At 66.9% G+C, this 24358-nt stretch carries 28 protein-coding genes; 11 read left to right on the plus strand and 17 right to left on the minus strand.

Features of this window, described 5'->3' with window-relative positions:
- Positions 1-61: 61 nt before the first annotated feature.
- From ACY34M_RS22865 to ACY34M_RS22900, 8 genes are all read left to right on the plus strand, one after another.
- Positions 62-1006: a hypothetical protein gene (locus ACY34M_RS22865; RefSeq protein WP_462719882.1), complete on the plus strand. Its 945-nt coding sequence runs from the start codon at positions 62-64 to the stop codon at positions 1004-1006.
- Positions 1006-1716 (plus strand): ATP-binding protein, encoded by a 711-nt coding sequence (locus ACY34M_RS22870; protein WP_462719883.1) that lies wholly within the window; start codon positions 1006-1008, stop codon positions 1714-1716. Before ACY34M_RS22865 ends, ACY34M_RS22870 begins: the two co-directional genes overlap by 1 nt.
- Before the next feature lie 96 nt (positions 1717-1812).
- Positions 1813-2394 (plus strand): WhiB family transcriptional regulator, encoded by a 582-nt coding sequence (locus ACY34M_RS22875; RefSeq protein ID WP_462719884.1) that lies wholly within the window; start codon positions 1813-1815, stop codon positions 2392-2394.
- Positions 2391-3389 (plus strand): DUF2637 domain-containing protein, encoded by a 999-nt coding sequence (locus tag ACY34M_RS22880; RefSeq protein ID WP_462719885.1) that lies wholly within the window; start codon positions 2391-2393, stop codon positions 3387-3389. Before ACY34M_RS22875 ends, ACY34M_RS22880 begins: the two co-directional genes overlap by 4 nt.
- Before the next feature lie 94 nt (positions 3390-3483).
- The gene (locus ACY34M_RS22885) at positions 3484-3708 is read left to right on the plus strand and encodes a hypothetical protein (protein WP_462719886.1); all 225 of its coding nucleotides are present in this window, start codon (positions 3484-3486) and stop codon (positions 3706-3708) included.
- A gap of 455 nt (positions 3709-4163) precedes the next feature.
- Entirely contained in the window at positions 4164-4328 is a 165-nt protein-coding gene (gene mobC, locus ACY34M_RS22890; protein WP_462719887.1) for a plasmid mobilization relaxosome protein MobC, read from the plus strand.
- Positions 4329-4333: 5 nt separating this feature from the next.
- Complete coding sequence (locus ACY34M_RS22895) at positions 4334-6073, plus strand: relaxase/mobilization nuclease domain-containing protein (protein ID WP_462719888.1); 1740 nt, start codon at positions 4334-4336, stop codon at positions 6071-6073.
- A gap of 78 nt (positions 6074-6151) precedes the next feature.
- The gene (locus ACY34M_RS22900; protein ID WP_462719889.1) at positions 6152-6553 is read left to right on the plus strand and encodes a hypothetical protein; all 402 of its coding nucleotides are present in this window, start codon (positions 6152-6154) and stop codon (positions 6551-6553) included.
- A gap of 227 nt (positions 6554-6780) precedes the next feature.
- Here the strand turns inward: ACY34M_RS22900 and ACY34M_RS22905 are convergent, their stop codons facing one another.
- Positions 6781-7125, minus strand: coding sequence for a phosphotransferase (locus ACY34M_RS22905; RefSeq protein WP_462719890.1), 345 nt, complete (start codon positions 7123-7125; stop codon positions 6781-6783).
- Positions 7126-7729: 604 nt separating this feature from the next.
- Here ACY34M_RS22905 and ACY34M_RS22910 point away from each other — a divergent pair.
- The gene (locus tag ACY34M_RS22910) at positions 7730-8077 is read left to right on the plus strand and encodes an SH3 domain-containing protein (RefSeq protein ID WP_462719891.1); all 348 of its coding nucleotides are present in this window, start codon (positions 7730-7732) and stop codon (positions 8075-8077) included.
- Positions 8078-8385: 308 nt separating this feature from the next.
- Here ACY34M_RS22910 and ACY34M_RS22915 read toward each other — a convergent pair whose 3' ends face one another.
- The 8 genes from ACY34M_RS22915 to ACY34M_RS22950 all read right to left on the minus strand — a co-directional run bounded on the left by ACY34M_RS22915 (position 8386) and on the right by ACY34M_RS22950 (position 13053).
- The gene (locus ACY34M_RS22915; RefSeq protein WP_462719892.1) at positions 8386-8526 is read right to left on the minus strand and encodes a hypothetical protein; all 141 of its coding nucleotides are present in this window, start codon (positions 8524-8526) and stop codon (positions 8386-8388) included.
- Between the two features lie 35 nt (positions 8527-8561).
- The gene (locus tag ACY34M_RS22920; protein WP_462719893.1) at positions 8562-8990 is read right to left on the minus strand and encodes an NUDIX domain-containing protein; all 429 of its coding nucleotides are present in this window, start codon (positions 8988-8990) and stop codon (positions 8562-8564) included.
- Between the two features lie 18 nt (positions 8991-9008).
- Entirely contained in the window at positions 9009-9800 is a 792-nt protein-coding gene (locus ACY34M_RS22925; protein WP_462719894.1) for an STM4013/SEN3800 family hydrolase, read from the minus strand.
- On the minus strand, positions 9797-10285 hold the full coding sequence (locus ACY34M_RS22930; RefSeq protein ID WP_462719895.1) for a hypothetical protein: 489 nt from the start codon (positions 10283-10285) through the stop codon (positions 9797-9799). Before ACY34M_RS22930 ends, ACY34M_RS22925 begins: the two co-directional genes overlap by 4 nt.
- Positions 10278-10925 (minus strand): dTMP kinase, encoded by a 648-nt coding sequence (locus tag ACY34M_RS22935; RefSeq protein ID WP_462719896.1) that lies wholly within the window; start codon positions 10923-10925, stop codon positions 10278-10280. The genes ACY34M_RS22930 and ACY34M_RS22935 overlap by 8 nt, the downstream gene beginning before the upstream one ends.
- Complete coding sequence (locus ACY34M_RS22940) at positions 10922-11959, minus strand: radical SAM protein (RefSeq protein ID WP_462719897.1); 1038 nt, start codon at positions 11957-11959, stop codon at positions 10922-10924. Before ACY34M_RS22940 ends, ACY34M_RS22935 begins: the two co-directional genes overlap by 4 nt.
- Positions 11960-12238: 279 nt before the next feature.
- Positions 12239-12625, minus strand: coding sequence for a hypothetical protein (locus ACY34M_RS22945; RefSeq protein WP_462719898.1), 387 nt, complete (start codon positions 12623-12625; stop codon positions 12239-12241).
- Positions 12625-13053 carry an ATP-binding protein gene (locus ACY34M_RS22950; RefSeq protein ID WP_462719899.1) on the minus strand — a complete coding sequence of 143 codons (429 nt, stop codon included), beginning with the start codon at positions 13051-13053 and terminating at the stop codon, positions 12625-12627. Before ACY34M_RS22950 ends, ACY34M_RS22945 begins: the two co-directional genes overlap by 1 nt.
- A gap of 378 nt (positions 13054-13431) precedes the next feature.
- Here ACY34M_RS22950 and ACY34M_RS22955 point away from each other — a divergent pair, with 378 nt between their 5' ends.
- Entirely contained in the window at positions 13432-14712 is a 1281-nt protein-coding gene (locus ACY34M_RS22955) for an XRE family transcriptional regulator (protein ID WP_462719900.1), read from the plus strand.
- Positions 14709-15248, plus strand: coding sequence for an N-acetyltransferase family protein (locus ACY34M_RS22960; RefSeq protein ID WP_462719901.1), 540 nt, complete (start codon positions 14709-14711; stop codon positions 15246-15248). The genes ACY34M_RS22955 and ACY34M_RS22960 overlap by 4 nt, the downstream gene beginning before the upstream one ends.
- A gap of 305 nt (positions 15249-15553) precedes the next feature.
- On the opposite strand, the gene ACY34M_RS22965 is transcribed toward ACY34M_RS22960, so the two are convergent.
- The 8 genes from ACY34M_RS22965 to ACY34M_RS23000 all read right to left on the minus strand — a co-directional run bounded on the left by ACY34M_RS22965 (position 15554) and on the right by ACY34M_RS23000 (position 24280).
- Complete coding sequence (locus ACY34M_RS22965; RefSeq protein ID WP_462719902.1) at positions 15554-17509, minus strand: DUF3732 domain-containing protein; 1956 nt, start codon at positions 17507-17509, stop codon at positions 15554-15556.
- Entirely contained in the window at positions 17506-17997 is a 492-nt protein-coding gene (locus ACY34M_RS22970; protein ID WP_462719903.1) for a three component ABC system middle component, read from the minus strand. The genes ACY34M_RS22965 and ACY34M_RS22970 overlap by 4 nt, the downstream gene beginning before the upstream one ends.
- On the minus strand, positions 17994-19205 hold the full coding sequence (locus ACY34M_RS22975; RefSeq protein ID WP_462719904.1) for an ABC-three component system protein: 1212 nt from the start codon (positions 19203-19205) through the stop codon (positions 17994-17996). The genes ACY34M_RS22970 and ACY34M_RS22975 overlap by 4 nt, the downstream gene beginning before the upstream one ends.
- A gap of 1279 nt (positions 19206-20484) precedes the next feature.
- A complete protein-coding gene (locus ACY34M_RS22980) occupies positions 20485-21351 on the minus strand; it encodes an SPDY domain-containing protein (RefSeq protein WP_462719905.1) in 867 nt (288 codons plus the stop codon).
- Positions 21352-21370: 19 nt separating this feature from the next.
- Positions 21371-22231: an SPDY domain-containing protein gene (locus ACY34M_RS22985; RefSeq protein WP_462719906.1), complete on the minus strand. Its 861-nt coding sequence runs from the start codon at positions 22229-22231 to the stop codon at positions 21371-21373.
- 165 nt (positions 22232-22396) lie between these two features.
- Positions 22397-22861 (minus strand): type II toxin-antitoxin system RelE family toxin, encoded by a 465-nt coding sequence (locus ACY34M_RS22990; RefSeq protein WP_462719907.1) that lies wholly within the window; start codon positions 22859-22861, stop codon positions 22397-22399.
- Positions 22858-23667, minus strand: coding sequence for a hypothetical protein (locus ACY34M_RS22995; protein WP_462719908.1), 810 nt, complete (start codon positions 23665-23667; stop codon positions 22858-22860). The genes ACY34M_RS22990 and ACY34M_RS22995 overlap by 4 nt, the downstream gene beginning before the upstream one ends.
- 1 nt (position 23668) lies before the next feature.
- Positions 23669-24280 (minus strand): DUF4913 domain-containing protein, encoded by a 612-nt coding sequence (locus ACY34M_RS23000; RefSeq protein WP_462719909.1) that lies wholly within the window; start codon positions 24278-24280, stop codon positions 23669-23671.
- Between the last annotated feature and the right edge of the window lie 78 nt (positions 24281-24358).

The following is a 24358-nucleotide window of genomic DNA, read 5'->3' on the forward strand; positions in this document are numbered from 1 at the left end:
AACCGGCCCGCTCCTGCGCGCCACAGGCCTGAGGCTTGTCGCGAGCGGAGCCCGCTGACTCATGGCCCGTATCCGCACCATCAAGCCGGAGGCCTTCGCCTCCGAATCCCTGGCCGCCGTCTCCGTCAGCGCCGAACGGACCTTCTTCGGCCTGCTCACCCAGGTCGACGACCGCGGACGCATCCGCGACCAGCCCGCCGTCATCGCCGGAATGCTCTGGTCCCTGCGGCCCGGCCACGGCCCCATGGGCGTCGAGGACGACCTCATCCAACTGGCCGCCGAAGATCTGATCTGCCGGTATACCGGAGAAGATGGCAAGGCGTATCTGCACGTCGTCACCTGGTCCAAGCACCAGAAGATCAACCGCCCCAGCGGCGTACGCACCCCGCAATGCCCGCGACACGACGCACCATCTGTCGGCACCCCCGAACCCCTCACCGTCCACGGAGCCCTCATGGAGGACTCAGCGAGCGGGCGGGGAACACCGGCCAACACATCACACCAAGCAAGAAGCTGCGAAGGCCATCCCGAAGACGCAGGTCAACAGCCTGCTGCTGAGGCCTCAGTGAGCCCTCACGGAGCCCTCGACGAGCACCCGATGAGCACTCACACCCCGGATCTTGGACCTAGGAACCTGGATCTAGGAACTACATCCCCTTCGGGGGACGCGAGCGTCCCCGCGCAGAGCACCGCCACCACCCAGCAGCTCATGGCCGAGTACGTCGCAGGCTGCGCACACCGGCCACCCCGCGACGTCCTGGGACACCTCGGCCGCGAGACCGCCAAGCTCCTCACCGAAGGGATCCGCCCGGACCACATACGCGCCACCTTGGCCCGACACCGCGCCAAGGGCCTGCACCCCAGCACCCTGCCGAGCCTGGCACACGAGGCGATGAACGCCGCAGCCGAAGGTTTTGCCCGGCCGGAATCCCGGCCTAACGTCCCCGCCCACCGGCCCTGGGCCAACCCCGCCGACCCTGCCGCCGCCTACGCCGAGGAGCTGTGATGCGCGACTACGACGCCCAGCCCGTCGGCGGCCTCGCGCGCCGCCTCGCCAGCATCCTCACCGCCAAGGGCATCGACCCGGCCGCCGAACCCGACGAAGGCCCCGAGCCGCTCCCGGCCCTCCAGGCAGCCGACTCCCGCATCCCGCCCCGCTACCGCGGCGCACTCGCCGACCACCCGGCCGTCACCTCATGGGTGCGGGAAGTCGCCCAGGCCGGACGCCCGGGCCCCGGTGGTCGGCCCGGCATCGCCCAGGGCCGCTCCCTCTTGATCGCGGGAACGACCGGAACCGGCAAGACCCACCAGGCGTACGGCGCGATCCGCTCGCTCCTCATCGCCGGAGTACGGCTCCGCTGGAAGGCGATCACCGCCGCAGACCTGTACGCGGAACTGCGCCCGCGCCCCGGCCAGGACGGGGAGCGCGAATTCATGGACCTGGCCCGCTGCCCGCTCCTCTTCGTCGACGACCTCGGCGCCGCCAAGAACAGCGAATGGACCGAGGAGCTCACGATGCGGCTGATCAACCGCCGCTACAACGAGATGCTCCCGACCCTCATCACCACCAACCTCGGCATGAGTGACCTCCGCGCACACATCGGCGACCGGGTCGCATCGCGCCTCACCGAGATGACCGACAAGGTCATCCTCGACGGCCCCGACCGCAGACGAGCCCTGGCAGCCGAGCGCCTACGCGCCTCCGCCCCCCGCTGAACCCACCCGCGAACGCACCTCGTTCGCCGCCCCACGCACCAACGCTCGGGTCCCGCCTTGCCAAAAATTGCCTCGGGACCGAATGGAGACGCCCACATGGACCCCCTCCAGCCCAGCACGCCCCGCCTCCTCGGCGACCAGTCCTGGCACGAGAACGCCGCCTGCCGATCGACACACCACCACCCGGTCGACCTCGACCTGTTCTTTCCCGAACCCGACGAGATGGACCGCATCCGCGAGGCCAAGTCCTACTGCGCTCAGTGCCCCGTGCGCCGCACCTGCCTCGACGCGGCGCTCGAGAACGGAGACCGTGAAGGAATCCGCGGTGGAATGACCGAAGAGGAACGCGAGCTGCTGCACAGCAAGTTGGAGCACCGCCAGGACTACGCGCGCGTCAATGCCACCCTGGCCGGCCGCGACGTCCACCTCACCAAGAGCGAACGCCGGGCCGTCGTCCGAGCCGCCTATCAGTCCGGCGTCACGCCCGAGCGCCTCGCTTGGCTGCTCAAGATCACTGACGAGCACGCGGACAAGCTGTACCGCCGTACGCGCCGGGAGATCCGCAACCGGACGGTGGAGGAGGCCCAACTCGACGGTCCGGCGGGGGAGGCTGGAGCACCTTGGACGGCCGCGTCCACGCTGCCGCCCTACCAGGACGGCCTCGGGGCAGCCGCGTGAACGACGCCAACTTCCTCCACACGCGGATAACGAGCTGGGACCGCGCCGCGATCGTCGCTCTCGGCGCGGCAGGATGCGCCCTCTCCTACGACGCACTGCAGCAGATGGCCACCGCTATCCATATCCGCGGAATCCTGACCTTCATCTTCCCTCTCGTCATCGACGGATTCATCGCCTACGGGGTGCGAGCCCTGCTGGTCCTGCGAACAGCCCCGCTCGCGGCTCGCTGCTACGTGTGGTTCCTGTTCGGCACGGCAACTGCGGCCAGTATCTGGGCCAACGCGCTGCACGCGGTCCGCCTCAACCAGCAGCACCGCGAAGGCGATGGTCTCCGTCTCGGCGACGTCACGGTAGGAGTCCTGTCCACGCTGGCCCCACTCGCCCTGGCCGGTGCCGTCCACCTCTACATCCTGATCGCCCGCCGAGTGACCGAAGCTGAGGTGTCCGGGTCTCCGGACAGGGCGACTGTCCGGGCACACCGAGCGTCCGAAGGCCCTGCAGACGCCAGCCACACCCTGGCGCCGGTCACGGCCGGACGGTTCTCTCCGGACACCGGTCGCACATTGAACCACGGGGGCTTGGACACCGAGTCGGTCACCGCGCCGGACAACTCACCGTCCGGACACCTCACGGACAAGCGGACCGAACCTGAGCCGGAACACGACGGTCACCTGGGTGACATGGGCGGTCAGTCGCCCACCAGACCCCGCCCGGCCGCCGTCCCACCCCACACGCCGATGCCCCTGACCCTGCCGAAGGCCGGACACACCAACCGCCTGGACAACCATGACCCGAACCCGAAGCCCCCGGCGGTAACGGACGAGCAACTGCTCTTGATCGCTCGTCCCGCGGTCACTCAGGCTGGACGCCTCACCCGGAAGGTCGTCGGGGACGCCATCCGAAGCCACGATCTCGGCCTGGGAAATGACCGGCTGACCAATCTGATGCGACTCCTGCGGCAGGAAGCCGAACTCAGGAAGGCATCGAGCGGTTGACACCGCCTGTCGGTCAGCGGGGCGCCTTGGATCAACCACCGAACCCGCGCCCCGCCCCTGCCGCCCAATCACTCGATCCTGGGAGACGCCCCCCATGCGCACCACACCGGCCAGCCGCGCCGAAGCCAACGCTTGGATAAGCGTGCTCACGAAATACGGTCACCTGTACCGCGCCGAACCAGGCCCGGAAGGCGCCTGGACGGTGCAACGCACGCTCGAGAGCAGGCCCTTCACTCTCCACCACCCCGCCCTCGCCATGGACTTCGTCATCGACGTCCTGCGCGATGTACGCCGAACTGCTCCCGGACTGCGCCGATGACAGCTGGCGAGAGCTCCCGCACCCCCTCCGAGCTGCGCGAGGGATGCTGCCCGGCACGAAGCCGAGCAAGCTGTACCTTCCGAAACTCCTCCGCAGCCACGGGCAGCGGAGGAGTTTCGGAAGGGCTTGCCCCCGCCCCAGGGGAGGCGGGGGAGGCCCGGCACCAGGAGGCGTCGGACGATGGGGCTGCGACCGAGGGCGGATCGCAGCCGGGCGGAGAAGACCGCGACGACGCCCCCGTACGTACGCGCCCACGCCTGCGCCAGAGCATCTACCGCGACCAAGTCCGCAGCGTCCGCCTCACGCGCGACGAACTCGAACTCGTCCACCGCGCAGCCGAATACGTAGGCCTCAAGGACGCCGGGTTCATCGCGGACGCCGCAGTCGCTGTCGCTCAGGCCCAAGGCGGTCCGAAAACCTGGCTGTTGGGTCAGCGAGGTCGCGTCCAAGAGCTGATGACGGCTAGTGCCCAACTAGCCCGCGTCGGCAACAACCTCAACCAAGTGGCCCGCGTCCTGAACTCTGGTGGCCACGCCGAGTACGCGGACGACGCGATTGCACGTGTCCTGCGCGCGGCTGCGCGCGTCGAGGCCGCTGCCATCGAGCTGGCCCGGCGGTAAAGGCGGTGGTCCCAGACATCTCCACCGGAGGCCGTACGTACGGCCTCCTCGCCTATCTCTACGGCCCAGGCCGCCGAGACGAACACATCGACCCGCACCTTGTGACCGCCTGGATACCGGAACTCGCCCCCGATCCAGGACGCGAATCAGCTGCCACGCTGAAGCAACTCGCCGACGCGCTGGACCTCCCGGTCCTCGCAGTACGTGAGGATCAGCGTCCGGCCCGGCACGTCTGGCACTGCCCCGTCCGCACCGCTCCCGGGGACCGGTACCTCAGCGACGACGAGTGGTCCGAAGTCGCCCGCCGCATCGTCCACGCCACCGGCATCGCCGAGTACGGCGACGACAAAGCCTGCCGGTGGGTCGCCGTCCGCCACGCCGACGACCACATCCACATCGTCGCCACCCTGAAACGTGAGGACGGGCGCAGCCCACGGCGTCACCAGGACGGCATCCGAGCCCAGGCCAAATGCCGCAAGATCGAAAAGGAGTGGGGCCTGCAGGTCCTGAACGAGGGCGACCGCACTGCCGCCCAGCGGCCCACCAGCGCTGAACGTGCCAAGGCGGAACGAACCGGCCGCCGCGAACCGGTTCGTGAAACCCTCCGCGAACGCGTCCGCCAGGCACTCGCTGGAGCCGCGGACGAAGCCGAGTTTCTCAATCGCCTTGCAGAGGCCGGACTCCGCCTCGAAGTTCGCCGCGGGCCTTCCGGTGATGCCCTCGGCTACAAGGTCGCGTTGCCAGGTGACCGCAATCGCATGGGAGAGCCGATCTGGTTCCCCGGCTCGCGTCTCGCGCCCGACCTCTCGCTGCCGCAGATCCGCCGACGGCTGCAGGACGGTGTGGCTGAAGAGGACTTGTCCTCGGCAGCGGGTCTCGTCGCCGGTCCAGCGCATGCTCGCCATGTTGCTACGCCTGTCGTTGAGGAGGCCGTCACTCAACTCGCCGGCCAAGAGGGCGCCAGCGGGGCGGCACACCTCGTCGGAGTCGGCACGCTCCTGGACGCCGTCGCCCAGACGGCATCCACCCCAACGCGCGACGAACTCGCCAAAGCCGCCCGCGCCTTCGAACGAGCAACCCGCTCCCACATCCGCGCCGAACACGCGGACCATCGAGCCCTGCGCGCAGCCGCACGCGGCATCATCCACGCGGGTAACGCCCTCGGTAAGGGCGAAGACGGTGGCACCACCGCGATGCTCCTGTCCACTCTGGTCCTCGCCTCCGTCGCCGCGATGCGCTGGCACTCGGCCCGCGGCCACGCCCAGCAAGCCGCCGCCGCCCGTCAGGCCGCCGAGCATCTCCGCGCCGCCTACCGCATTGCCGCCACCACGCCCATGTCCGTGATGCGGGAACGTGGTCGTCAACTCCCCACGCCCCAACGAGACCGCTATGCACGCACCATCGAGGAGGCCCTGCCCGAACACGTCGACTCCGTTCGCCGCGAGCCCGGTTGGGGCGCCCTCGCCGCCACGTTGGAACAGGCCGAACAGGCAGGTCATCACGCAGAGGAACTCCTCCGCCAAGCCGCTGAATGGCGTGAGCTGGTCACGGCTGACAGCGTTTCCGACGTCCTCGTGTGGCGCCTGCGCCGCATCGCCCACTTGCCCGCCACACCAACGCCACCACCTACGGCGGCGCCCCGTGCGCAACCATCTGCACCGTCGCACTTCACCGACGTCCCGATAAGGACCGCAACGCCGCGTCCTGACACAGAGCATCCCCGCCGTCCCGGGCACCGGAACTGACGGCACACCAAAGGGCTGGACTGCGTCGGTCAAAACCTGTTACGGCTGGTCAACAAGAGAACGAGGAGAGCAAGGCCCATGCTCAGCGAGAACATCCAGACACCCAGACCAGCTGCGTCGCCCGATACCGGCCCCGAGGATCTGCTGCTGCGCCTGCGGCAGGAGACCAAACTCGGGGACGGCATCATCCGCCTGCGTGCCACCAACCACCCCGAGGAAATCCGCGTCACGGGCATCCCGGTGATGTGCTCGAATTGCGGAGCGCGACGTGACTGGATGGTCATCTGCGACCGCAGCACCATCCGCATTCGCTGCCGCTGCGCCCACGAATGGGTTGAGCCCGAGCTGACCCGCGCGGACTACGAAGCCATGATTGACGTTGGTGGCCGGAGTCATCCAAGCCTGGAGGCAGGTGCGCAGGCCATGGGCTATGACGGCTCCCTTGCTGGTACATACTTCACCGAGCCGCGTCCCGTGTAGTCACTCAGTCCTGTGCCTTCAAGGAATTCTTACGAATGCTTGGGGAGCGATGTGAGTGCTCAAGACATCCCCCTTGTGGCTTTTTTCACGAGTGTCGGCAGCAGTCGTTCATGACTTCGGGAGGTACTCAAGTAACCAGGTGTTCGATGTTCACGAGAACCGGCAGCGCTTCCAGAGCAAGTGGTGTGTCACAGTGTCGGTCCGCTTCGCCGGGGCCGGACCCCGGACTACTCCTGCCAGTCCGGTGTTGCGGCGGCGCGCTTCTGCCACAGCCTTACACCTGGACCGTCCGGCTCCCATCGGTCGCAGAACTTTCGCAGCTCCTCACACCGGGTCAGCATGGCCGCCCTGCGGACAGGCCAGGGCGGTACCTCCCCGCCGTACGCCCGGAAGAGGTGACCGAGTGCAGCGCGGAGCGCGGGGTGGTGCGTGCGGACGATCCACTCGCACCAGGCCAGATCGTCGACCGGATCCCCGAGGTGGGCGAACTCCCAGTCGACCACCGCGGTGACCTTGAAGGTGTCGGGATCGATCAGCACGTTGTTGGGGCCGAAGTCACCGTGCACAAGCACCTTGGTTGTGCTTTGCGTGTCTTCTGGCAACACGCTCGGTGGAGTTCTGTGGATACGGCGCAGCAGCTCTCCACAGCTCGCCAAAACAGCTTCTGGTTGACCGGCACCCAGAAGTTCCTGGCCGGGCGCACCGGCCAGGAAGCCAAGAGTAAGCGTGGCCGCGGTCGTTGCCCGCACCGGCAGCACGGGCAACCCGGCCCTGCAGTTGGGTCAGCAGTGCGTGCTCACGACGGAGCCTGAGCTCAGCATCGGGGCCCTCGTAGGTCTTCTCCACGACAGCACCGTCGGCGAGAGTGCGGTTGGTGTAGCCGTGCTTTAGCGGATGCATCCGCTGATCATCGGACAAAGGCAGCTCTGCGGCTACCCCCAATCACGTTTCGCCGTGCGTAGACCGCCGGCATCGGTCGGTGCTGTCGAAACTCGTGAACGGTTCGATTCGCAGTCCGGGCTCGTGTGCCTTCCAAGCCGAAAGCGCGCGGAAGCTATCACGCAATCACCGGTCGCGAGAAACCGCGGATCCTCCGGATTCTTGCCCGTAGTCCGCACGGCAACCGCCTGCGGCTGCTTAGGCAAGTTCTCATCTCTACGCAGAGGTCGAATCCGCATGCGCACTTCCCGATTTGCCGCCTCCGTCGCCATCCTCGGAGCACTCGCGACCCCCGTCGTCTCCGCCACGAGCGCCATCGCCGCACCGTCCCACCCCACAGTCTCGCCGTCTCCCGGTGGCGACTGCGACCGTCGTGGACCATGGATGGTCCACGCGAAGGCCGTGACCATCCGAGCCCACGCGACCAGCAACTCCACGGCGCGCGGTGTGCTCTACAAGGGCCACAAGTTCACCGTCCGCAAGACCCACGGCAACTGGCACTACATCACCGACAAGGCCACCGGCGTCACGGGCTGGGTCTCCGGGTCGTACGTCTACCGTGAGGTCTACATGTGCCTGCACTAGTAAATAGGCCCCAGAGTCTGATCCTTTCCATGGGAGATCTGAGGTCGGGATTTTGAGGAACGCCTTCTGAAGCGGGAGCCGAACGATGGCGGATGACATCAGCGGCAGCGGAGGCCAAACAGCATGGTGCTTGATGGTTGGCTACGTGGACGGACGCAGATGGGCCTGGTCTGGGCCGTGGCGCGGAAGTAGTGTCTGCTAGGCCTATCGGGGCTCGCCAGACAGCATCCTCGCTTGGCAAGTGGTGCTCTCCACGTCCTGCGGTCGTCCCCAGGCGGGCAGCGGCAGCCCGGGGAGCGTGTCGCGGATCAGCTCGTTGCGGGCCCGAGGACGCTCTTGCCGTCCGGAAGGCCCTGCCAGACCGTGAGGGCCTTCTCCGCCGCGTCGTGGTGGTCACCGTCCTCGCGCACGCACCGTGCGTCGTCGAGGCCGAGGAGAACCCCCCTCATCACGGATGGCGACGTGGTGAGTTTTAGGTGGGCGGTCAAGCAACGGCACGGGCGGCGAGCAGCAGGGCGAGTGGCCCCGCGGGCAGCAGGAAGCGGCCCTTCTCGGCGGCAGCGAGAGCTGCGTCAAGGGGCCACCAATCCAGCTTGAAGTCCTGCTCGCTGTCGGTGAGTTCCTGCGGCCCGAGAGATAGGCCGCTCGCCAGGAACAGATCAATCCTGGCGGTTGAGGCGAGCGTCATGGCGTAGCCACCCAGGTGGGCCCAGGATGCCGCGGTGACGCCTGCCTCCTCCTTGAGCTCACGCCGCGCGCATGCTTCCGAATCCTCGCCAGCCTCGCGTCGGCCGCCGGGCAAGAACAGAAACTCGCCCCCGTGATCGGGGAAGTCGGCACTGAGGATCGCGACCTTGTTCATGTCGTCGATCGCTACGACCACGGAGGCGTCACGCATGGGTGCATCGCTCATGGAGCGAGAGCGTAGCGGTCAGGCCAGCCAAGCTGAGTAAGGCACGGTTGTGACGACGGGATGAGCTATGCCGCGTCCGTGGAAGCCGTCCTCACCGAAGGCATCGCCGTGGTCGGCGCACAAGATGATCAGCCATGGTTCGTCTGCGGTGAGTTGTGTGATGAGGCGGCCGAGGTGAGCGTCGGCGTAGGCGAGGGCGGCTTTTTGGGAGGCGGCGGTGTCTGCGCTGTGGCCCAGGTAGTGGCCGTGGGGGACGTGCGTGGCGCTGACGTTCATGAACAGGTACAACGTCGCGGTGCGCGTCTTGGCGAGCGTGAGCGCGTGCTCGACCTGGTGTCGGGTGGAGTCCGGGTCGGGCGAGCAGAACTCGGGACGCCAATGATCCTCGTCGAACATGTCGGGCAGCACGCTGCCGAGCGGCGTTTCGCGAGAGAAGTAGGTGACGCCGCCCACGCATACGGTCCGGTATCCGTGGGTGTTGAGCCCGCACAGCAGGTTGGGAGCGTCGAAGACGAACGTGCGCGGGTCCACGGTCTTGAAGGCGGGTGGTCGGCACTCCCACAGCCGGGGTGGCTGCTCGGGGGTGGGCAGCTTGGGCAGGAACCCGGAGAAGAACGCGATGTGCGCGGGCAGGGTGAAGGTGCCGGGCGTCCAGCGGCGCTCCCACTGCCCGCCCGGCAGGAGCTGGGCGAGCTGAGGCGTGCGGCCTTCTTCGAGCGCCGCGGCGGCGACGTCATAGCGCAGCGAGTCCAGGGTGACGAACAGAATCGGCGTGCCAGAGGTGATGACCTTGGTGGCGTCGATGGTCATGCGTTGCCCTCCTCTCCTCTGATCTCGTAGGTCCCCCGGCTGCTGTCGTTGACGGGGATGGGGACGCGATCGTGTTCGATCAGGCCTCGGATGGCAGCGAGGCCCGACTCCTCGGTGAGGGGTCTGCCCTCCGCGTCGAACAAGGCGACAGAAACCTCGCCGGCCGCGCTGGTAGTGATGTGAGCACTGGGCATCCCGCCCATCTCCTGTGCTTGCTGAAGCAGCGTCTCCCGGCTGGTCGCCTCGACGAAGAAGGTGACGTGACATCGGTAGTGCCGGGCGTTGATCGCGCCGCGAACGAACCGGCGGGCGTACTCGGTGCCGAGGTTCCCGCCGTCGTGTGCGACGGCGACCTGGTCTGCCTCCAGCGTGACGACCAGACATGCGCCGAGCCACCAGGCGACACCCGGGTGGATCTGGGACGGGTGAAGGCCGGCGGCGCGGCCGTCGCGCAGGACGGCCGCGGCGTCGATGGGGTTAAGCACGGACTTTCTCCAGGGATTGCGTGATCTCGTGGACGAGCTGGTCGGGGTTCTTGCCCTCGGTGTCGATCCACACGGCGCTCGGGTCTTCTTTGGCGGCGGCCTCGAAGTTGAAGAGCAACTGCTTCAGGCGGCCTGGGACTTCGAACAGGTCGGTGTCGTCCTGCTTCAGGTCCCGCTTGGTGCGCATGCGGGCGCGCAGCGTCTCCTCCGAGCAGTGCAGGTAGAAGGTGTGGGTGGGCTGGATCAGGTAGGGCAGGAACGGGGCGGCGAGCTGGCGCACCTGCTCGATGCCGATGTTGTGCACGGCGGCGTGGCAGGCGAGCACGGAGGACGCGTAGCGGTCGGCTATGACCGGGCTCACCTTGAGGGAGGAACGCACTCGGTCGGAGGCGTGCAGGAGGCCGGACAGGTAGAAGCAGAGCTGCGGCAGCGGCGACAGCCGGGTGTTGATGTCCTTCGACCAGTCGTTGTGGGGCCGGGGCAGGGTGTGCAGGCCGGTCGCCTGGAGCTTGTGGGTGAGGCGCGTGGCCAGGGTGGACTTGCCGATGCCGGAGACGCCCTCCAGGACGATGAAGGGCTGGTCGGGGCCGTCGTACTCGTACGTGCGCGGCTGGTACGCCACGGGCAGCGGCTGGGTCACAGGGTTCCCTCTGTGAAGGCGGTGACATGGCGGGCGACGGCCGCGGACAGGGCCTGCGGGTCGTCGAGGTGGGGGCGCAGGTCCATGCGCAGGTCGTCGCGCAGCAGGCACGGCTGGAGCCCGCCGGCGTGGTCGACGCGCAGCGCCCAGAACCCTTCGATGCACTGGGAGCGAGCCGGGCAGGTGCCGCATTGGCCGACGTGGTGGCGGCCGAGGTCGCGGTGGATGACGTCGATCTCGATGCCGTCGACGCGGAACACGCGGCGCCCCTGTCCGACTCCGGCGATCTCGGTGTGCTCGTCGCTGGTGAGGGTGCGCAGGTAGCGGATGACGCCGTCGGCGGAGACGGCGGCGGACGCGCCGGGCTGGTTGTAGCTGGTGTCGACGAGTTCGATGAACTGCACCGGCATGCGGCGCTCGAGTGCGTAGTCGAGGATCGCGCGGACCTCGTGCGCGTTCTGCCGCTGGATCAGGCAGTTCAGTTCGACACGCGGCAGGGCCTCGCGGGCGGCCTCGATCCCGTCGAGGATCACGCCGATGCCCTGCGGCACCTGCGCGATCTCCAGCAGCGACTCGTCGGAGAAGTAGTGCAGCGACACCTTCACCTTGTCGAGAGGTGTCTGGGCGAGCCATTCCTGATTGCGGCGGACCAGGATCCCGTTGGTAATGAGCGTGTACGAGGCGTCCGCGGCCGGTTCCGGGAGTGCTTCCAGGACCGGTCGCGCCCAGCGGGAGGTCAGGGGCTCGCCGCCGGTGAAGTACACGCGCTTGAGGCCGGACGCCATGAGGCTGGTGATGGTCTGCACGAATGCGTCGGCGTCGAACTGCCTCGCGCGGGGCTTGTGAGTGCGGTCGCGGCGGGTCTCTGGGGGTGGCACGTCGCCCTCGTTGTGGCAGAACCAGCAGGCGGCGTTGCAGTGGGGCGTGAACGACACACGCAACTGCCCGCGTAGCGCTGCGAAGTTGCGCAGCGCCGTCTGGTCGGCGCGGCCTTCGGGGACAGTGGGGGTGGGCAACTCGACGGGCAAGGGCATGGTGGAGACCTCCGGAGATCAGGGGGGAGTCCGTACGTGTGGAGAGCTGTGGGGGAGGTGCGCTGGCGGACGGTCGTGCGATGGGGCAGGAGATGCCCGAGGCCGGGGGAGGCCGTCGGCCTCGAGAGCTGGTGCCTGTCTGGCGGCCTGGCTAGGCGTCAGGCCGCCAGACAGGAGTCGGGGTGAGTGGGGCAGCCGTCGCCATCTCGTCGCATCCACGCACACGAGCGCACGGAATTAGGCGCTCACGCGGACCTCGTGGGCAGGAACGTAGGTTCTTCATGCGTCCTCCTCCATCTCGTCGAGGAGCGCGCTGATGGCGACGGCGAAGCGACGAACGTACGAGAGAGCGTGCTCATGGGTTGGGTGATCGTCGTGCAGGTCACGCAGGTGAGCGAGCTGTGCGGCGGGGCAGAACACTGTCCGGTACGGGGCCATGTGGATGAGTTGGCGGGCCGCGCTGCGCAAGGCGTTGGCGAGTGGCAGCAGCTGTTCGGGGGTGAGATTGGCTGCCTCGTCGAAGGCTTCGTTGAGGGCGTCATAGATCGTGTCGCTGATGCGGTCGTCCGCGAGTGAGCGGGCCAGTGCGTTGATGACCCGCCGTAAGTCCGGCTCCCGCAGGGGGAGTGGGGGACGCTCAGGCCAGGTGGTGGTCGCGGTAGTCATCAAGTCCTCCCTGTCGGGAGGCGGAGCGTGCACCAGGTGGTCGTGCCGCAGTCGCTGGTTCCCCAACGATCGGTGAGGAGCGCGACGAGGTACAGGCCGCGCCCGGATTCGTCGTTGTCCGCGGGGGTCTGCAGCACCGCCGGGTTCGAGCTGCCGTCGCTGACCTCGACGTGCAGCTCGTTCGGTGACAGGCGCACTCGGAGCGCGGTCTCGGTTCCACCGTGCTCGATGGCGTTCGTGACCAGCTCGGACACGATGAGGACTGCGTTCTCAACCGCAGGTTCGGGAACCTCCCACAGGCGCAGCATGACGGCCGTGATCCGTCGACAGGAGCTGACGAACGCAGGATCGGGGACGAACGCAGCCTCGAAGGCGCGGTGGGCGTACGCAGGGTTCGCCACGGCGAGTCTGGAGGTATCAGTGATCATCGGTGTCCCCTCCAGAGGTGGCGAGCGGACCGGAGTAGCCGGCCGCAGAGACGCGACTGCGTCGGTGGTCGGCGACCATCCCGGAACCGGCACGCGTGGGGCCGTTGCCCTGTGGCGGAACGGGGGGAGTGCGGCTGACGGCTGCGGACCGTGGCGATATAGCCCGGTCGGCGATGGGAGGAGGTCATGTGGGGGCTCCTGCTCGTCAGGGTGTCGCGCGGTCGTCGAGAAGCGGCTCTTCGCGCCTTGCCCCATACAGAACTCCCCTACAGGTGCTCAGAGTTAGGGGATGTGGGCCGCCACTCAGGAGCGCAACCTAGGGGCTTTTGACTCCCCATTTACCTGACGATGCGTACGTGCCGGGGCTACGGTGCGGGCATGGACACCACGCGCAACGCGGTCCTTGAGGCGTGGATGGACGAGCACGGCTACAGCGCCAATAGCCTTGCGAACGCGGTAAATCTGGCCCTGGAGCGCCTCACTGGGCGGCATGGAAGATGCGACGGACGGCAAGTCAGGGACTGGCGGTCCGGGCGAGTGAAGTGGCCCAATGCTGCTACGCGCAAGGCGTTGGAGGACGTCACCGGCCGCGACGCAATGGAACTAGGGTTCATGCCACGGGGCCGGCCTTCGTCCACGGCCGCCCCATGGCAGGAGGACGAGGACCCCATGCACCGTCGCACGCTGGTCGCCGGCACGCTTTCTGCTGCCGTAGCCGCCGCCGCACCCGGCAACAGCTCAACACGCAGGATCGGCATGAGTGACGTCCAGGGGCTGCAGGACAAGTTCTCGGCCGTCATCGCCAGCGATCACAAGCGTGGCGGTCAGCGCGACATCGAGCAGCGCGCGGCACGCATGGCCGACGAAGCCCTGAACCTGCAGAACTCCGGGTCAGCCACCCAGCGCGTACGGTCCAATCTGTACGCCGCGGCGGCGTCGTTCCGGTCTTCGGCGATGTGGGCGGCGATCGACGGTCGTCGTTTCCAGGACGCCATGACCCACATGCGCGAAGCACAGACGCTCGCCGAGCTGTCGGGGGACCAGGCGATCAAGTTCCGCATCTGGTCGCACGCGGGCAGCCTCTACCGGCACCTCGGGCGCCCCGCAGACGCCCGCGCGGCCAACGACGTCGCGCGCAGCCTCCACATCAACCGCCGAGACCCGATGTTCGCCTCGCTGGGCATCGCCCGGCAGATGGCCATCCAGGGCGTGGCCCACGAGCGCGGCAACCTCCGCCGCACCTTCGACCAGGCCCAGGAAGCACTCGCGCGCGCATCGGACGACCGCCGCCCCGTCTGGCTCACCGCCTTCTACGACGAAGCAGAGCTGCACTCGCTCGCCCTGAGCGCCTACCTCGCCGCAGGAGACTGGGCCACGGCCGAGTTCCACGCGCACCGATGCTTGGTCGCCCTGCGACCCCACATGCGCCGCTCCCGCGCCATCGCGACGAGCCGCCTGGCGCACGCCCAACTCGCCCAAGGCGATGTCGAGGCCGCCACGCACACCGCGATGAGCGTGCCGGCCGAAGCGGCTACCCAGCACGCGAGGGTTTCCCGCATGCTGCAAGAGTTCAGCGCTGCCCTGCGCGCCACCGCACCGGGCAGCACCAGCGTGCACAACTGGACCGAGCACACCGCCGCATGGAGGCCCACCGCATGACTTCGGCACCCGCCATCGAACTCCGTACGTTCACCGACCTGGACGCTGCCCGCGGCGACCTGCTCGATGTGTACGCCGAAGTACGCGCCCCACTCCTGCACCTACCGAACTACGCCGTCACGTCCTTCGGGGAACGCCTGGACCGGCACGGCACGGAACCCGGCTTCAAGGCCGTGCTCGCCTACGAGGACGGCCACCCGGTCGGCTACGCCTACGGCAACCGGATCGAGGACGGCGACCGCTACTGGCAGCGCACCAGCCCGCCACCGGGCGAGAAGTTCACGGCACGGCCCGCGATCGCCCTCAAGGAGATCGGCGTACGCCCGGGCTGGCGAGGCACGGGGGTCTCGCGCCGCATCCACGACGAGCTCCTGGCCGGTCGGGAAGAGCCGTACGTCACGCTCATGGTCAACGAGGCGGCAGGGGACGGGAAGGTGCACGCCCTGTACCGGTCGTGGGGGTACGAGGACATCGGCCACAGCCAGCCGTCACCGGCATCTCCGCGGCTCACCGTGATGATTCGTTCTACCCAGTAGCGTGCGCGCTTGAATACATGAACTGACAGGCCTTATCGGTGGGCTCCATCTTGCCGTCCCGGTCCCACACTGAAAGACGGGCTGCTGAGTGGAGCCACCAGCGGTGGAGCTTCAGTCGGGTGAACCGCAGGGGCCCTACCGACCGATCATGAGCGATTCGGTGGCTGAAGTGCTGTTTGGTGGTGCTACTCCAGGCAGCGGCGGTAAGTGCGTTCGTCTCTTGCCGTCCTTGCCCCAACAGCCGCCAGAGACACACCGCTTGATGGCGGTGGAACTGAGCACTGCACGAAGATCGAGCGGAACCATCAGTCGTCATCGATATCTTCGGTGATCCAGTCTTGGGGTACGAGAGCCTGGCCGTTGCTGCGTCGCCAACGTGCCTCGACCGAACTGCGAAAGAGTTCATCGTCTAGGTCTGCGTGCTCCATCACGATCACTTGGAAGTCTCCGTCAAGGGCTTCGATCGTGTCCTGGATCGTCTTATAGAGGTTGAGTAGGGCAGTTCTGTCGGGTCCGGCCAAGGCGGTGCCGTCTGGTGCGTCTTCGGGGAAATAGACCTGGGACGGTTGGTCGAGGATAAGGAGACGGGGCACGGGATTTCGCTGTTCGCAGAACCACTCGTGCATGCTGAGCAAGGTGGCGACGTGGTAGCCGAGCCAGTTCTCTCCGCCACCCATGTCGGCCAGGCGGACCGGTCCGCGCGATGTGTCCGCGACCACGGTCAGACCTCGCGGGTCTAGGCGGATGGGCGACTCCATGTGTTCGAGGTCAAGAGCGACGGCCTTGTCCTTGATCTTCGTGTTGATCCGGGAGACGAAGCTGTTGAGCCGATCATCTCGTGATCCGGCTCCGATGGTCTCCTCAAGTTCTGCGATCTTCGCGCGGATTTCTTCGCGCCTATCTACGACTTGAGGCCCTTGTACATGGCGTCCGGCCGTCTCCAGGAAGAGGCTGATGCGGCCCTGGACGAGCGCGGCACGTCGCGCGGCGTCCCCCTGGCCCTGCACGGCGCGTTGGCCAGCGGTCAGCGTATCCAGCTGCTCCTGATTGCGGCTCATAGCGTTGCGGATCTCCTGGAGTGTGCCTTCCTCCGCTGCAATCAGAGCGTTGATCTCGGGGGTGTCGCTGCCGATGACGGTCATGTCGGCGTCGAGTCGGCCGAGGTCACGGTTGATGACCTCTGCGACCTGGCTCAACTGCGGCTGACGACTGTCACACACCGGGCAGCGCGGCTCTTGGTCCGCAGTGTCGGCAGGAGTGAAGAGGCTGAGCGTGGCCAGACGGGCGTGTTGCTCTGCCGCCTGGACGAGGAAATCGCTGTTCTCCCGTGCGGCCCGCTTTAGATTGGCTATGCGAGCGCGCGCACGTCCATGCCGCTCGCGCAGTTCCCGGCGTTGCTCTACAAGAGCCGCGACCGGATCTTCTCCGGCCTCAGGCGTCTGCGTGGGGGTGGCCTCGGCGACAGCGCGGCGCAGATGCTCCGACGCCCTCTCTGCCGTCGTTTCCTCTGGCGACAACGGTTCCAGCAGACCTGCCTCGATGGCTTCGGTCACTAGGGCCAGTGCCTGCCCGGTAGCTGGCGACAGACTGCGGGCAGCAGCCACCGCCGTTTCCATCTGCGCGAGTTCCTGGCGCAGCAGACGGAGCCGGTTTTCCAGTAGAGCCTGTTCGGGATCGACTGCACCGAGGAAGTAGGGGATCATCGCACGGATTGTCGCCGGCAGGAATTCCTCGCCCTGTGAGTGGAACAGCAGGTCCGGGTTGGCGACCTCGTTCTGTTTCTGCAGACAGAAGAAGAGTGCATGGCGCACCGATGGGGAGATCGGGGTAGCACTGCGGACAGCCGGAATTCGCACTGTCCTGTCGATACCGGAAAATTCCGACAGGACATCCTTGGCTATGTCGAGCGGCGTGGAGAAGGACAGCTCGGAGGGCTGCGGCGGCGGTGCACCAAGGGCTTGGGAGATGATGCACATGGTGGTGGCGGTGGCGGCCTTGCCCGTTGGGGCGGGGCGTGCGACGAACAGTTGTTGCTGACCCTTGACCAGCGTGACGGCGAAGACCTGGACGAAGTTGCGCAGGGCCGCGCCCTTGATGACATAGTCCTTGCTGGCCAGGCAGTAGTCGACGATGTTCAGCAGAGCGCTCTTTCCGCGCCGCGAGTCGCCGGTGATGATGTTGAGCTTGCCGGTCTTGAAGGGGACGGTGCGGATACGGCCGTCTTCGTTGTAGATCGAGATGGCGCTGATCTGAAACGTCAAGGCCGGACTCCTAGCAGTGTCATGACGGTGCTGAGGCTGCCCGTGCTGGGGAGCCAGCGCCCCAGCAAGTGGGCCGCTTTCTGGATGGCCTGGATTTCGTCCGTCGCGCTGTTGATCGCTTTGGTGAGCCGTCCCGGCGCCACGGTGAGCTGGCCTTCTTCGTCGCAGCGCAGGCTGTTGCTCTGCAGGGCCAGGAGCAAGCCTGGGCGGACCACGGCGGCCAACGCGGTGGCGTTCTGCGCCATGGTCACTTTGACGCCCTTGTTCTCCTCCAGCCAACGATTCAGCCCGCTGTTGAGGGTTCTCGGGAGGGTGCGGCGCACGGCCGGCTGGAGGGCCATTACGGCGGACAGTACGGCAACTGCGATCGGGCATGGCCGGCTGTACTGGACTTCGTGGCCTTGGACGGCACGGCAGGTGATGAGTGCGGTGAACGCCGGATTGTACAGGGCACGTTCTTCCCGGCTGAATTCAGTGAGCGTGTTCACGACTGGGTTGCTCCTGCGGGCTCCAAGACGGCTATGAGCCGCGTCATGAAATCGATGTGCCAGCCCACCTGTAGATCGTTGGCGAGGATGTGGAAGGAGCCCTTGGAGACGAACGGCTCGTCGCATCCGATACGGATACGTGGCCGTGCCTCACGCGTGGCCCACCGATAGATCTCCTTCGCGGCCGACACCTTCTCCGCGTCCGTCGCCGTGGCTCCCAGGTCGTCTTCCATCTCCGCGAAGAGGTCCTGCCATTCCTCGACGAGTCTGCGCTCGTACTTGCTGATCTCTCCGGGCAGCAACAGATTGTCGTCCGACCATCGGGATCGTTGGGTGAAGGCACGGATGTAGTCGCGGACCGCGATGCCGACCCTGGTCTTGCCGATGTCGATCAGATCCAGCTGGCGGACGAAGGTCATGCTCGCGTAGTCCGACGGATCGGGTTCGAGGACGGCGATGTCCTCGTCGATGGGCAGGTTCTCCGGACGGAACTGATTGCGTAGGTCGGTGAAGATCTGGTCGAACTCGTCGCCCGTGATCGCATCCATCTCGTCCGTGCGCAGCTGCCGGATCGTGCGTTGGTAGAACCAGCCCTCCAGGCGCTGCAGGAATGGCTTGGCGTAGGCATGACCCACAGCGGAGACCACTCGTTCCAGCAACAAGTGCTCTACCTCGTCGACATCCGGAGCGTTGCCGATGACCTGTATTCGGGCCAGCATGTCGCGCCGCTCGTCAGCTGAGAGCTGATCGAAGGCCTCGTACGCCTTCTTGTTGTCCTTGCTGGTGGAAGCCTTCCGGGCCGCATCCAGCGCCTTGAGCGCTCCGCTCTCGTCCCTGATGCCGGAGGCGACAGGCTGCAGGAGATAACCGGCGGAACCGGCCGTCAGGTCGGCAGTGGTCAGTAGAAACAGGTCCGTCTCGTCCAGCTCCAGCTGCTTGTTGGTGATCCCGTGTGCCCAGATTCGCAGTGTCTTCCACAGGTCCGTGCTGTAGTCCGACATGGTGATGCCGGCGCCCCGGTGCTTGAGCTGGTACAGGACCCTGCCGCCTTCGACGACTTCCTCGACGTCGTCGCCGGCTTCGATGGCGATGCACCAGTCCAGCCCGCGGCCGTGCTGGTCGACGCAGGAATGAAGGGCTTTACGGAGCTGGTATACGTAACCAACCGCGGACGCCGATGCCTCGAACGGAGCTGTCGTGTCCGCCATTTCCCCCCCAGTTCTCATCGGACTAATGTGCGCCACTGATCTTTACATGGCGCACACATCGCCCGACAGCCCCTCTCGTCAAGAAGACCGGTGCAGCATGGAACTCCGTGCCGCCAGAGAGGTACCCCTACCCTCCTGTGAGTCTGGGAGAATCTGGGCAAGGCAGGAGCGCGGCGATGCTGCCGTCTTCATGGCAAGACTGTCTCCGCCGAAGATTTCTGGCCCTGCTATCGCGACACTTTCCTCATGACATGCAGGAGCGGACCCCGGCCTACCGGCAGCTCGCGAAGTGGCCCGGCCGTCCTGACCTGCGACTCTGGTTGCTACATCTGTCGTGGGTCCTGGCTGGCCAACAGCGCGCGCTACTCAGCGGGCAGAACTGCACCGAAGGGGGGCGATGCGCCCTGCATGAACGGTGATGCTGACTCGCGAATCGCAGATCTCGGCGGCATGGTGGCTGTGTGGCACCAGAAATAGTCGTGCACCCGCCGTCATCGACCGGAGGCCGTCGGGTTACGGTCGGCAGCGCCATACTCGGCCTGGCGCACAAGGAGAACGACTTGATCGAGTTCATGCGCCGGGCCGGGCTGGATGATGCGGAGCGGATGGTGCTCGGGGGTTCGCCGCTCATCCATTGGCGGGGCGGGCGCGCGCACGAGCACGACGAGGTGTAATCCGAGCCACTGCCTCCACTGCCTCCACTGCCCCACGGCCGCTGAGACGCCCTGCTTTGCAGCTTTCGGCAGTGTTCGTCGTCGACGGCATCCGCCTCTTGGCTAGGACCAGCCGAGCTGGGCGCGCACGTCCGAGGGCAATACCCACGCTTGGCCACCCTCTGCCAGGTACACGGGACCCGTCGCGGATGGGTGAGGGCCCTCAAGGACGTAGTCGATGTGGTGCGCGTATGGCCAGTCGGGATTGATCGCAAGGTAGACGGCGCGATCCGGGTCGAGTTCCTGGAGCTCGCGGAGTAGTTGTCCAACGGTGAGTCGATTCGACAAGAAGACCTCCAGGGTGGGGAGAAGCGCGCGTACGGACAGACGTGATCCGACATGCGGTGGCACAGAAATTCGTTGTTCGGCCTGCCGCTCTTCGAACCGCTCGTACGTTGGCATGCTCGTGCGGCTCGTCTCCAGTCCAGAGCAGCAGAACAGGTCTGCTGTGGGCGAACCGTGAACTTACTGCCGATCCTCTGCCGTGAAGCCGGGCGAGGAGCTCGCTGGGCCCATGTGTCGACACTCCCTCTGAAGGAGCCATCGCTTCCCTGCGAGTTGACGGTTCAGGTGCGCATGGTGCCAGTACGTTGCCTGTGGACGTTCGTGGGCGAGGCGAAGCCGGGACTAACCGAAGGGGAGCGGGGGCCAGCTTCAACGGCTGCACGGCCACGGGAGTGGGCGCGGGCCGCAGCGGCACGATGTACATCCAACGGGGTCGGTGTCTGCGGCCGTAGGGGCCGTATGCGCGCCGTGGAACGGTTGCGGCGGGGGATTTCGTGCGCATAGCGAAGTACAGGATCCGGGCTGGCCAGACGTGTGGTTGTGGCTGTGATGAGCGATGTAGGCGTCCTCGAAGTGAAGGTGGCGTACCAGCGATCCAGGTACCCGTCCTCGCCGCCCCACAGCAGCCAGCGCTGTCGCTCACCGATGAGTTCGTGCCAGCGAGGCAGTTGCCTGCCCGAGTAGGTGAGACCGGCCAGCCCGTCAGGAGCGGTGAGGAACCTGGTGAGTTGGTGGGTGGTGTGCCGCCAGCCCGTGTCTTCCAGTGGGCGCCAGCCGTTCTGGGGCGTGCGGCCTGGGTTGAAGAGTGTGGTGTTCGCGTCGCCTTGGTAGAGGTCGGCGAGCGTCGAGGTAAAGACGGTGACCAGCTCCGTGGGGGTGGATGCATCGAAGGTTGCCGTCCACTCTGGCTCCGCGAATGGGAGTCGGTGGGCGGTGACCTTCCAAAGGGTGTAGTCCGCTCCCTCTGGCATGTATCCGAGCCGCAGGCGCTGATCTGGTGAGTTGACGTAGACGTTGCCAAGTTCGTCGCCGGTGAGGAAGAAGCCGCAGGCGAGTAGGGGCTGTAGGGCGGGGTCGCCGGTGTGAGTAGAGCCGGCCAGGTAGACCGGGGACACAAAGCAGTCGCCGTCGAGTGCGTGTGGGGGCATAGTGTGGCGTCCTGAGGATCTATCGATGGCGGCGGGATCGGCCGTGATCGAGCATGTAGTGGGCTGGGGCAGCGGTCGTCTTTGACCTTGTGGGCTGTTGCCCGGAGGACCTGCGCTCCAAGGCGGCCTGACTGAGCAGGGAGGCCGGCGCTGACTCCGGCACCTGGATGTTCACGAGCGTGCGGTGGAGTTCCGGGATTTCGTCGATACGTCGGGCGACGGGCCGGCTGCTGGTGATGACGTTTGCGGCTGCTGCGCGCAGATGCGGGAGGGTGGTGCGAGTGAGGAAGGCTCGCCAGCTCGGCGTGAGACGTGGGTCCGCGCCACCGGAGAACCGCCACATGGAATTGGCTGGGGAGACCAGCTCGTCGTACTCGTGGATCCAGCCGCTACGAGTACGGACTCCTGCGTGGCCGTCCGCGGCGATGTTCCAGTAGGGACGGCTGCCGCGCACGAGCTGCCAGTCGTGGCGGCGGAACACGTCTTCGTGGCTGTCGCCGGAGTAGTGCGGGCCGTCGCTGAAGTAGTCCCGGAAGTTGCTCGGCAGGCTGTCGACGAGTGTTGATGCGAAGCCGGCCACGATCTCTTGCGGTGTTCCCCGGTCAAAGGTGGTGATCCAGTCCGGAACGCCGAGAGGATCCTCCGCGTACGTGATGGTCCAGCCGCCGAAGTAGCTGTTGGCGGTGTTGGCGATACGAACGCGCTGGCATGGGCTGGTGTAGTACGTATCGGTGTTGTCGAACGGGGTGGTCTTGGTCCAGCCGGGTGCGTGGTCGAGCACGTCGAGGACTGTCGCGCGGGAACCGGGACCTGCAAGGTAGATCGGACTGACGAGGACTTGAGTGTCAGGGGCCAGCTTGTTCAGGTCTGGTGAGGACATCACGGCCTCCGAGGAAGGGCGCTCGCGGACGTCGCCGCGGCGGCAGGGGCGGGCCGCGAGCGTGCGTGAGAGGACGGAACGGAGCTCTGGTGGGCATGCAGTCACCTCGTGCGTGAGGGCGGAGCGGCATCAACGTCTGGATACCGCTGTACGCCGAGGGCGGGTTCAGAGAGCGGGCGCGCGTGCGCGGCGGCAGGAGACCGTGAAGGCGTCGACGACGTGGCCTCCGAGGGGACTGTCGTGGGGGCCGCGCGGAGAGCGGCTGCGGGCTGCGTGCGCCCTGTGCTGGTGTGTCGGTGTGGTGGATCGTTCTTGTAGCAGGCGGTGTGCGGCCAGGCGGTAGGCGGTGTGATCCTGTCGTTCACCGACGGCCAGCAGGTAGATCTCCCGGTGGTGTTGGGACGTGGCGGGGGCGTCACGGAACTGGACAACCATGCGCCAGCGGGTCTGGGGATCGACGTACACCTTGTGGCAGCCGACCAGCTCGCGGGTCAGTGGTGCGCCGCGTTCATTGCCATGGACCAGGTGCTGGAGTTCCAAGAGCGCGAGGTCGCGGATGTTCTCTGGGATGTTGCGCAGGTCGGCGAGGGCTTCGGGGTGTGCGGCGAATGCGAATCGGGCTGCCTTCACCGCTTACCTCCGCGTGCGTGCCGTGGGCGTACTGGGGCAGGCCGGGGTGTAGTGCCGGCGGTCGTCGGTGGCACGGCCGGAGGAGTCGGGCGTGCGAGCGTTGTCGGCGCCGTTGCCGTCGGCGCCGTTGTGCTGGTGCTGTTTGGTGCCGGGGCCGGAGGCAGCGAGGTGTCGCGGGCCGCGACCCAGGCGTGCGCAGCCGTGACGGTGGGGAAGGCGCCCTCGCGCACGGTGTACGCGTGGAAGTTCTTGTCGGTCTCTTCGAGGAACAGTCGGTACGGGACGGGTGCCGAGTCGACGTGATGGTCGTAGACGAGTGTGCGTACCTCGGTGCCGAAGTCGGATGCACCTGGGTTGTGGGTGTAGTGGTCGAGGACCTCGTAGCGGTCGCCTGGGTTCGTGCGCAGCAGGTCCTCGAGTCGGTCGGTGAGGGCATCCGCAGGACGAGGCCCATGGATGTCCGCGGCGAGCGTTGCGTCAGGAGGACAGCCCTGCCGGATGAGCCAGTTCTGGGCGAGCGGCAGCACGGGTGCGCGCTCGAAGGCGAAGTCGAAGGTTCGCTGCTCGGGGTGCTTGGTGATGTGAAACGCGACGTATTCGGCTTCCCCAGGGGTGCCCCAGATGGCAGCTCGGTCGTAGAACAGGAGGTAGCTGTTCTGCCCGGCGTCGGTGTGGTGGGCCGCCAGGGGTACGAACATGTCGTCCGAGAGGGTGGCCCGGGCGAAGCTGTCCTCGACGTCTTCGGTAACTGCCTGGAAGCCGGCGAGGCGGTAGTCGTGTTCCAGACTCTCGTAAGGGGCGTCCATGTCAGGCTGCCAGGTCACCGTCGGGTGCGGCGAGCAGCCGGTGGTTGGGGCGGGCGGAGCTGGTAGTGCACGCAGCGAACGGCCCGTCGGGAGACCTGAGTTGGAACATGGTGGGGTCGAGATGGTCGCGGTGCCACATCGCCGGGCCAGCCAGGCCGGCTTCGACGTCGGTGAGCTGTTGCCAGGCCAGCCACAGTGCGTGCAGGCGGGCGACGGCCTCGGGGTGCTCGTGCCACCGGCGGCACCACGGGCGCGAGGTGCTGACTTCGCGTCCGTACACCGGTATCAGCAGGTGATGAACCCAGCGGGTCAGTGCGGCGAGTTCCTCGTCGTACGCCTTGCCGTCGAGAGCGAGGATGAAGATCGATGACGAGCCGTCTTGAGTGGGGACGGGCCCGGCGGACGCGTTGGCATCCGCCGGGCCGGACGCACCAGAAAGGCCAGTATCCGGGCCCTGACCGCTCTCGACGGTGACGCCTTCGTCCGTGAGTCGAGCGAGCGTCTCGCTCTGCTTGCGGCTCTCCGCGACCAGTCCCGTGACGGTGGCGACCAGATCGTTGAGATCGTGATCAGGTACGCGCACCGGCTCGGGTTCCTGAGCAGGGTCAACCATCGCTACTCCTCTGCGAGATGGAATGTTCGGGGTGGTGATGGTCCGCGAAAGAGCGGGTTTGGCCAGGCCAGGATGGTG

The organism is Streptomyces sp. EDA2-14 (assembly GCF_054963755.1).

Excerpts from the sequence above, each read along its gene's own strand:
- mobC (WP_462719887.1), top strand. The coding sequence starts at position 4,164 with ATGACGGCTAGTGCCCAACTAGCCCGCGTCGGCAACAACCTCAACCAA.
- ACY34M_RS22920 (WP_462719893.1), bottom strand. The coding sequence starts at position 8,990 with ATGAGCGATGCACCCATGCGTGACGCCTCCGTGGTCGTAGCGATCGAC.
- ACY34M_RS22980 (WP_462719905.1), bottom strand. The coding sequence starts at position 21,351 with ATGCCCCCACACGCACTCGACGGCGACTGCTTTGTGTCCCCGGTCTAC.
- ACY34M_RS22945 (WP_462719898.1), bottom strand. The coding sequence starts at position 12,625 with ATGACTACCGCGACCACCACCTGGCCTGAGCGTCCCCCACTCCCCCTG.
- ACY34M_RS22885 (WP_462719886.1), top strand. The coding sequence starts at position 3,484 with ATGCGCACCACACCGGCCAGCCGCGCCGAAGCCAACGCTTGGATAAGC.
- ACY34M_RS22995 (WP_462719908.1), bottom strand. The coding sequence starts at position 23,667 with ATGGACGCCCCTTACGAGAGTCTGGAACACGACTACCGCCTCGCCGGC.
- ACY34M_RS22985 (WP_462719906.1), bottom strand. The coding sequence starts at position 22,231 with ATGTCCTCACCAGACCTGAACAAGCTGGCCCCTGACACTCAAGTCCTC.
- ACY34M_RS22950 (WP_462719899.1), bottom strand. The coding sequence starts at position 13,053 with ATGATCACTGATACCTCCAGACTCGCCGTGGCGAACCCTGCGTACGCC.
- ACY34M_RS22870 (WP_462719883.1), top strand. The coding sequence starts at position 1,006 with ATGCGCGACTACGACGCCCAGCCCGTCGGCGGCCTCGCGCGCCGCCTC.
- ACY34M_RS22900 (WP_462719889.1), top strand. The coding sequence starts at position 6,152 with ATGCTCAGCGAGAACATCCAGACACCCAGACCAGCTGCGTCGCCCGAT.
- ACY34M_RS22875 (WP_462719884.1), top strand. The coding sequence starts at position 1,813 with ATGGACCCCCTCCAGCCCAGCACGCCCCGCCTCCTCGGCGACCAGTCC.
- ACY34M_RS22940 (WP_462719897.1), bottom strand. The coding sequence starts at position 11,959 with ATGCCCTTGCCCGTCGAGTTGCCCACCCCCACTGTCCCCGAAGGCCGC.
- ACY34M_RS22975 (WP_462719904.1), bottom strand. The coding sequence starts at position 19,205 with ATGGCGGACACGACAGCTCCGTTCGAGGCATCGGCGTCCGCGGTTGGT.
- ACY34M_RS23000 (WP_462719909.1), bottom strand. The coding sequence starts at position 24,280 with ATGGTTGACCCTGCTCAGGAACCCGAGCCGGTGCGCGTACCTGATCAC.
- ACY34M_RS22915 (WP_462719892.1), bottom strand. The coding sequence starts at position 8,526 with ATGAGGGGGGTTCTCCTCGGCCTCGACGACGCACGGTGCGTGCGCGAG.
- ACY34M_RS22960 (WP_462719901.1), top strand. The coding sequence starts at position 14,709 with ATGACTTCGGCACCCGCCATCGAACTCCGTACGTTCACCGACCTGGAC.
- ACY34M_RS22910 (WP_462719891.1), top strand. The coding sequence starts at position 7,730 with ATGCGCACTTCCCGATTTGCCGCCTCCGTCGCCATCCTCGGAGCACTC.
- ACY34M_RS22955 (WP_462719900.1), top strand. The coding sequence starts at position 13,432 with ATGGACACCACGCGCAACGCGGTCCTTGAGGCGTGGATGGACGAGCAC.
- ACY34M_RS22925 (WP_462719894.1), bottom strand. The coding sequence starts at position 9,800 with ATGACCATCGACGCCACCAAGGTCATCACCTCTGGCACGCCGATTCTG.
- ACY34M_RS22865 (WP_462719882.1), top strand. The coding sequence starts at position 62 with ATGGCCCGTATCCGCACCATCAAGCCGGAGGCCTTCGCCTCCGAATCC.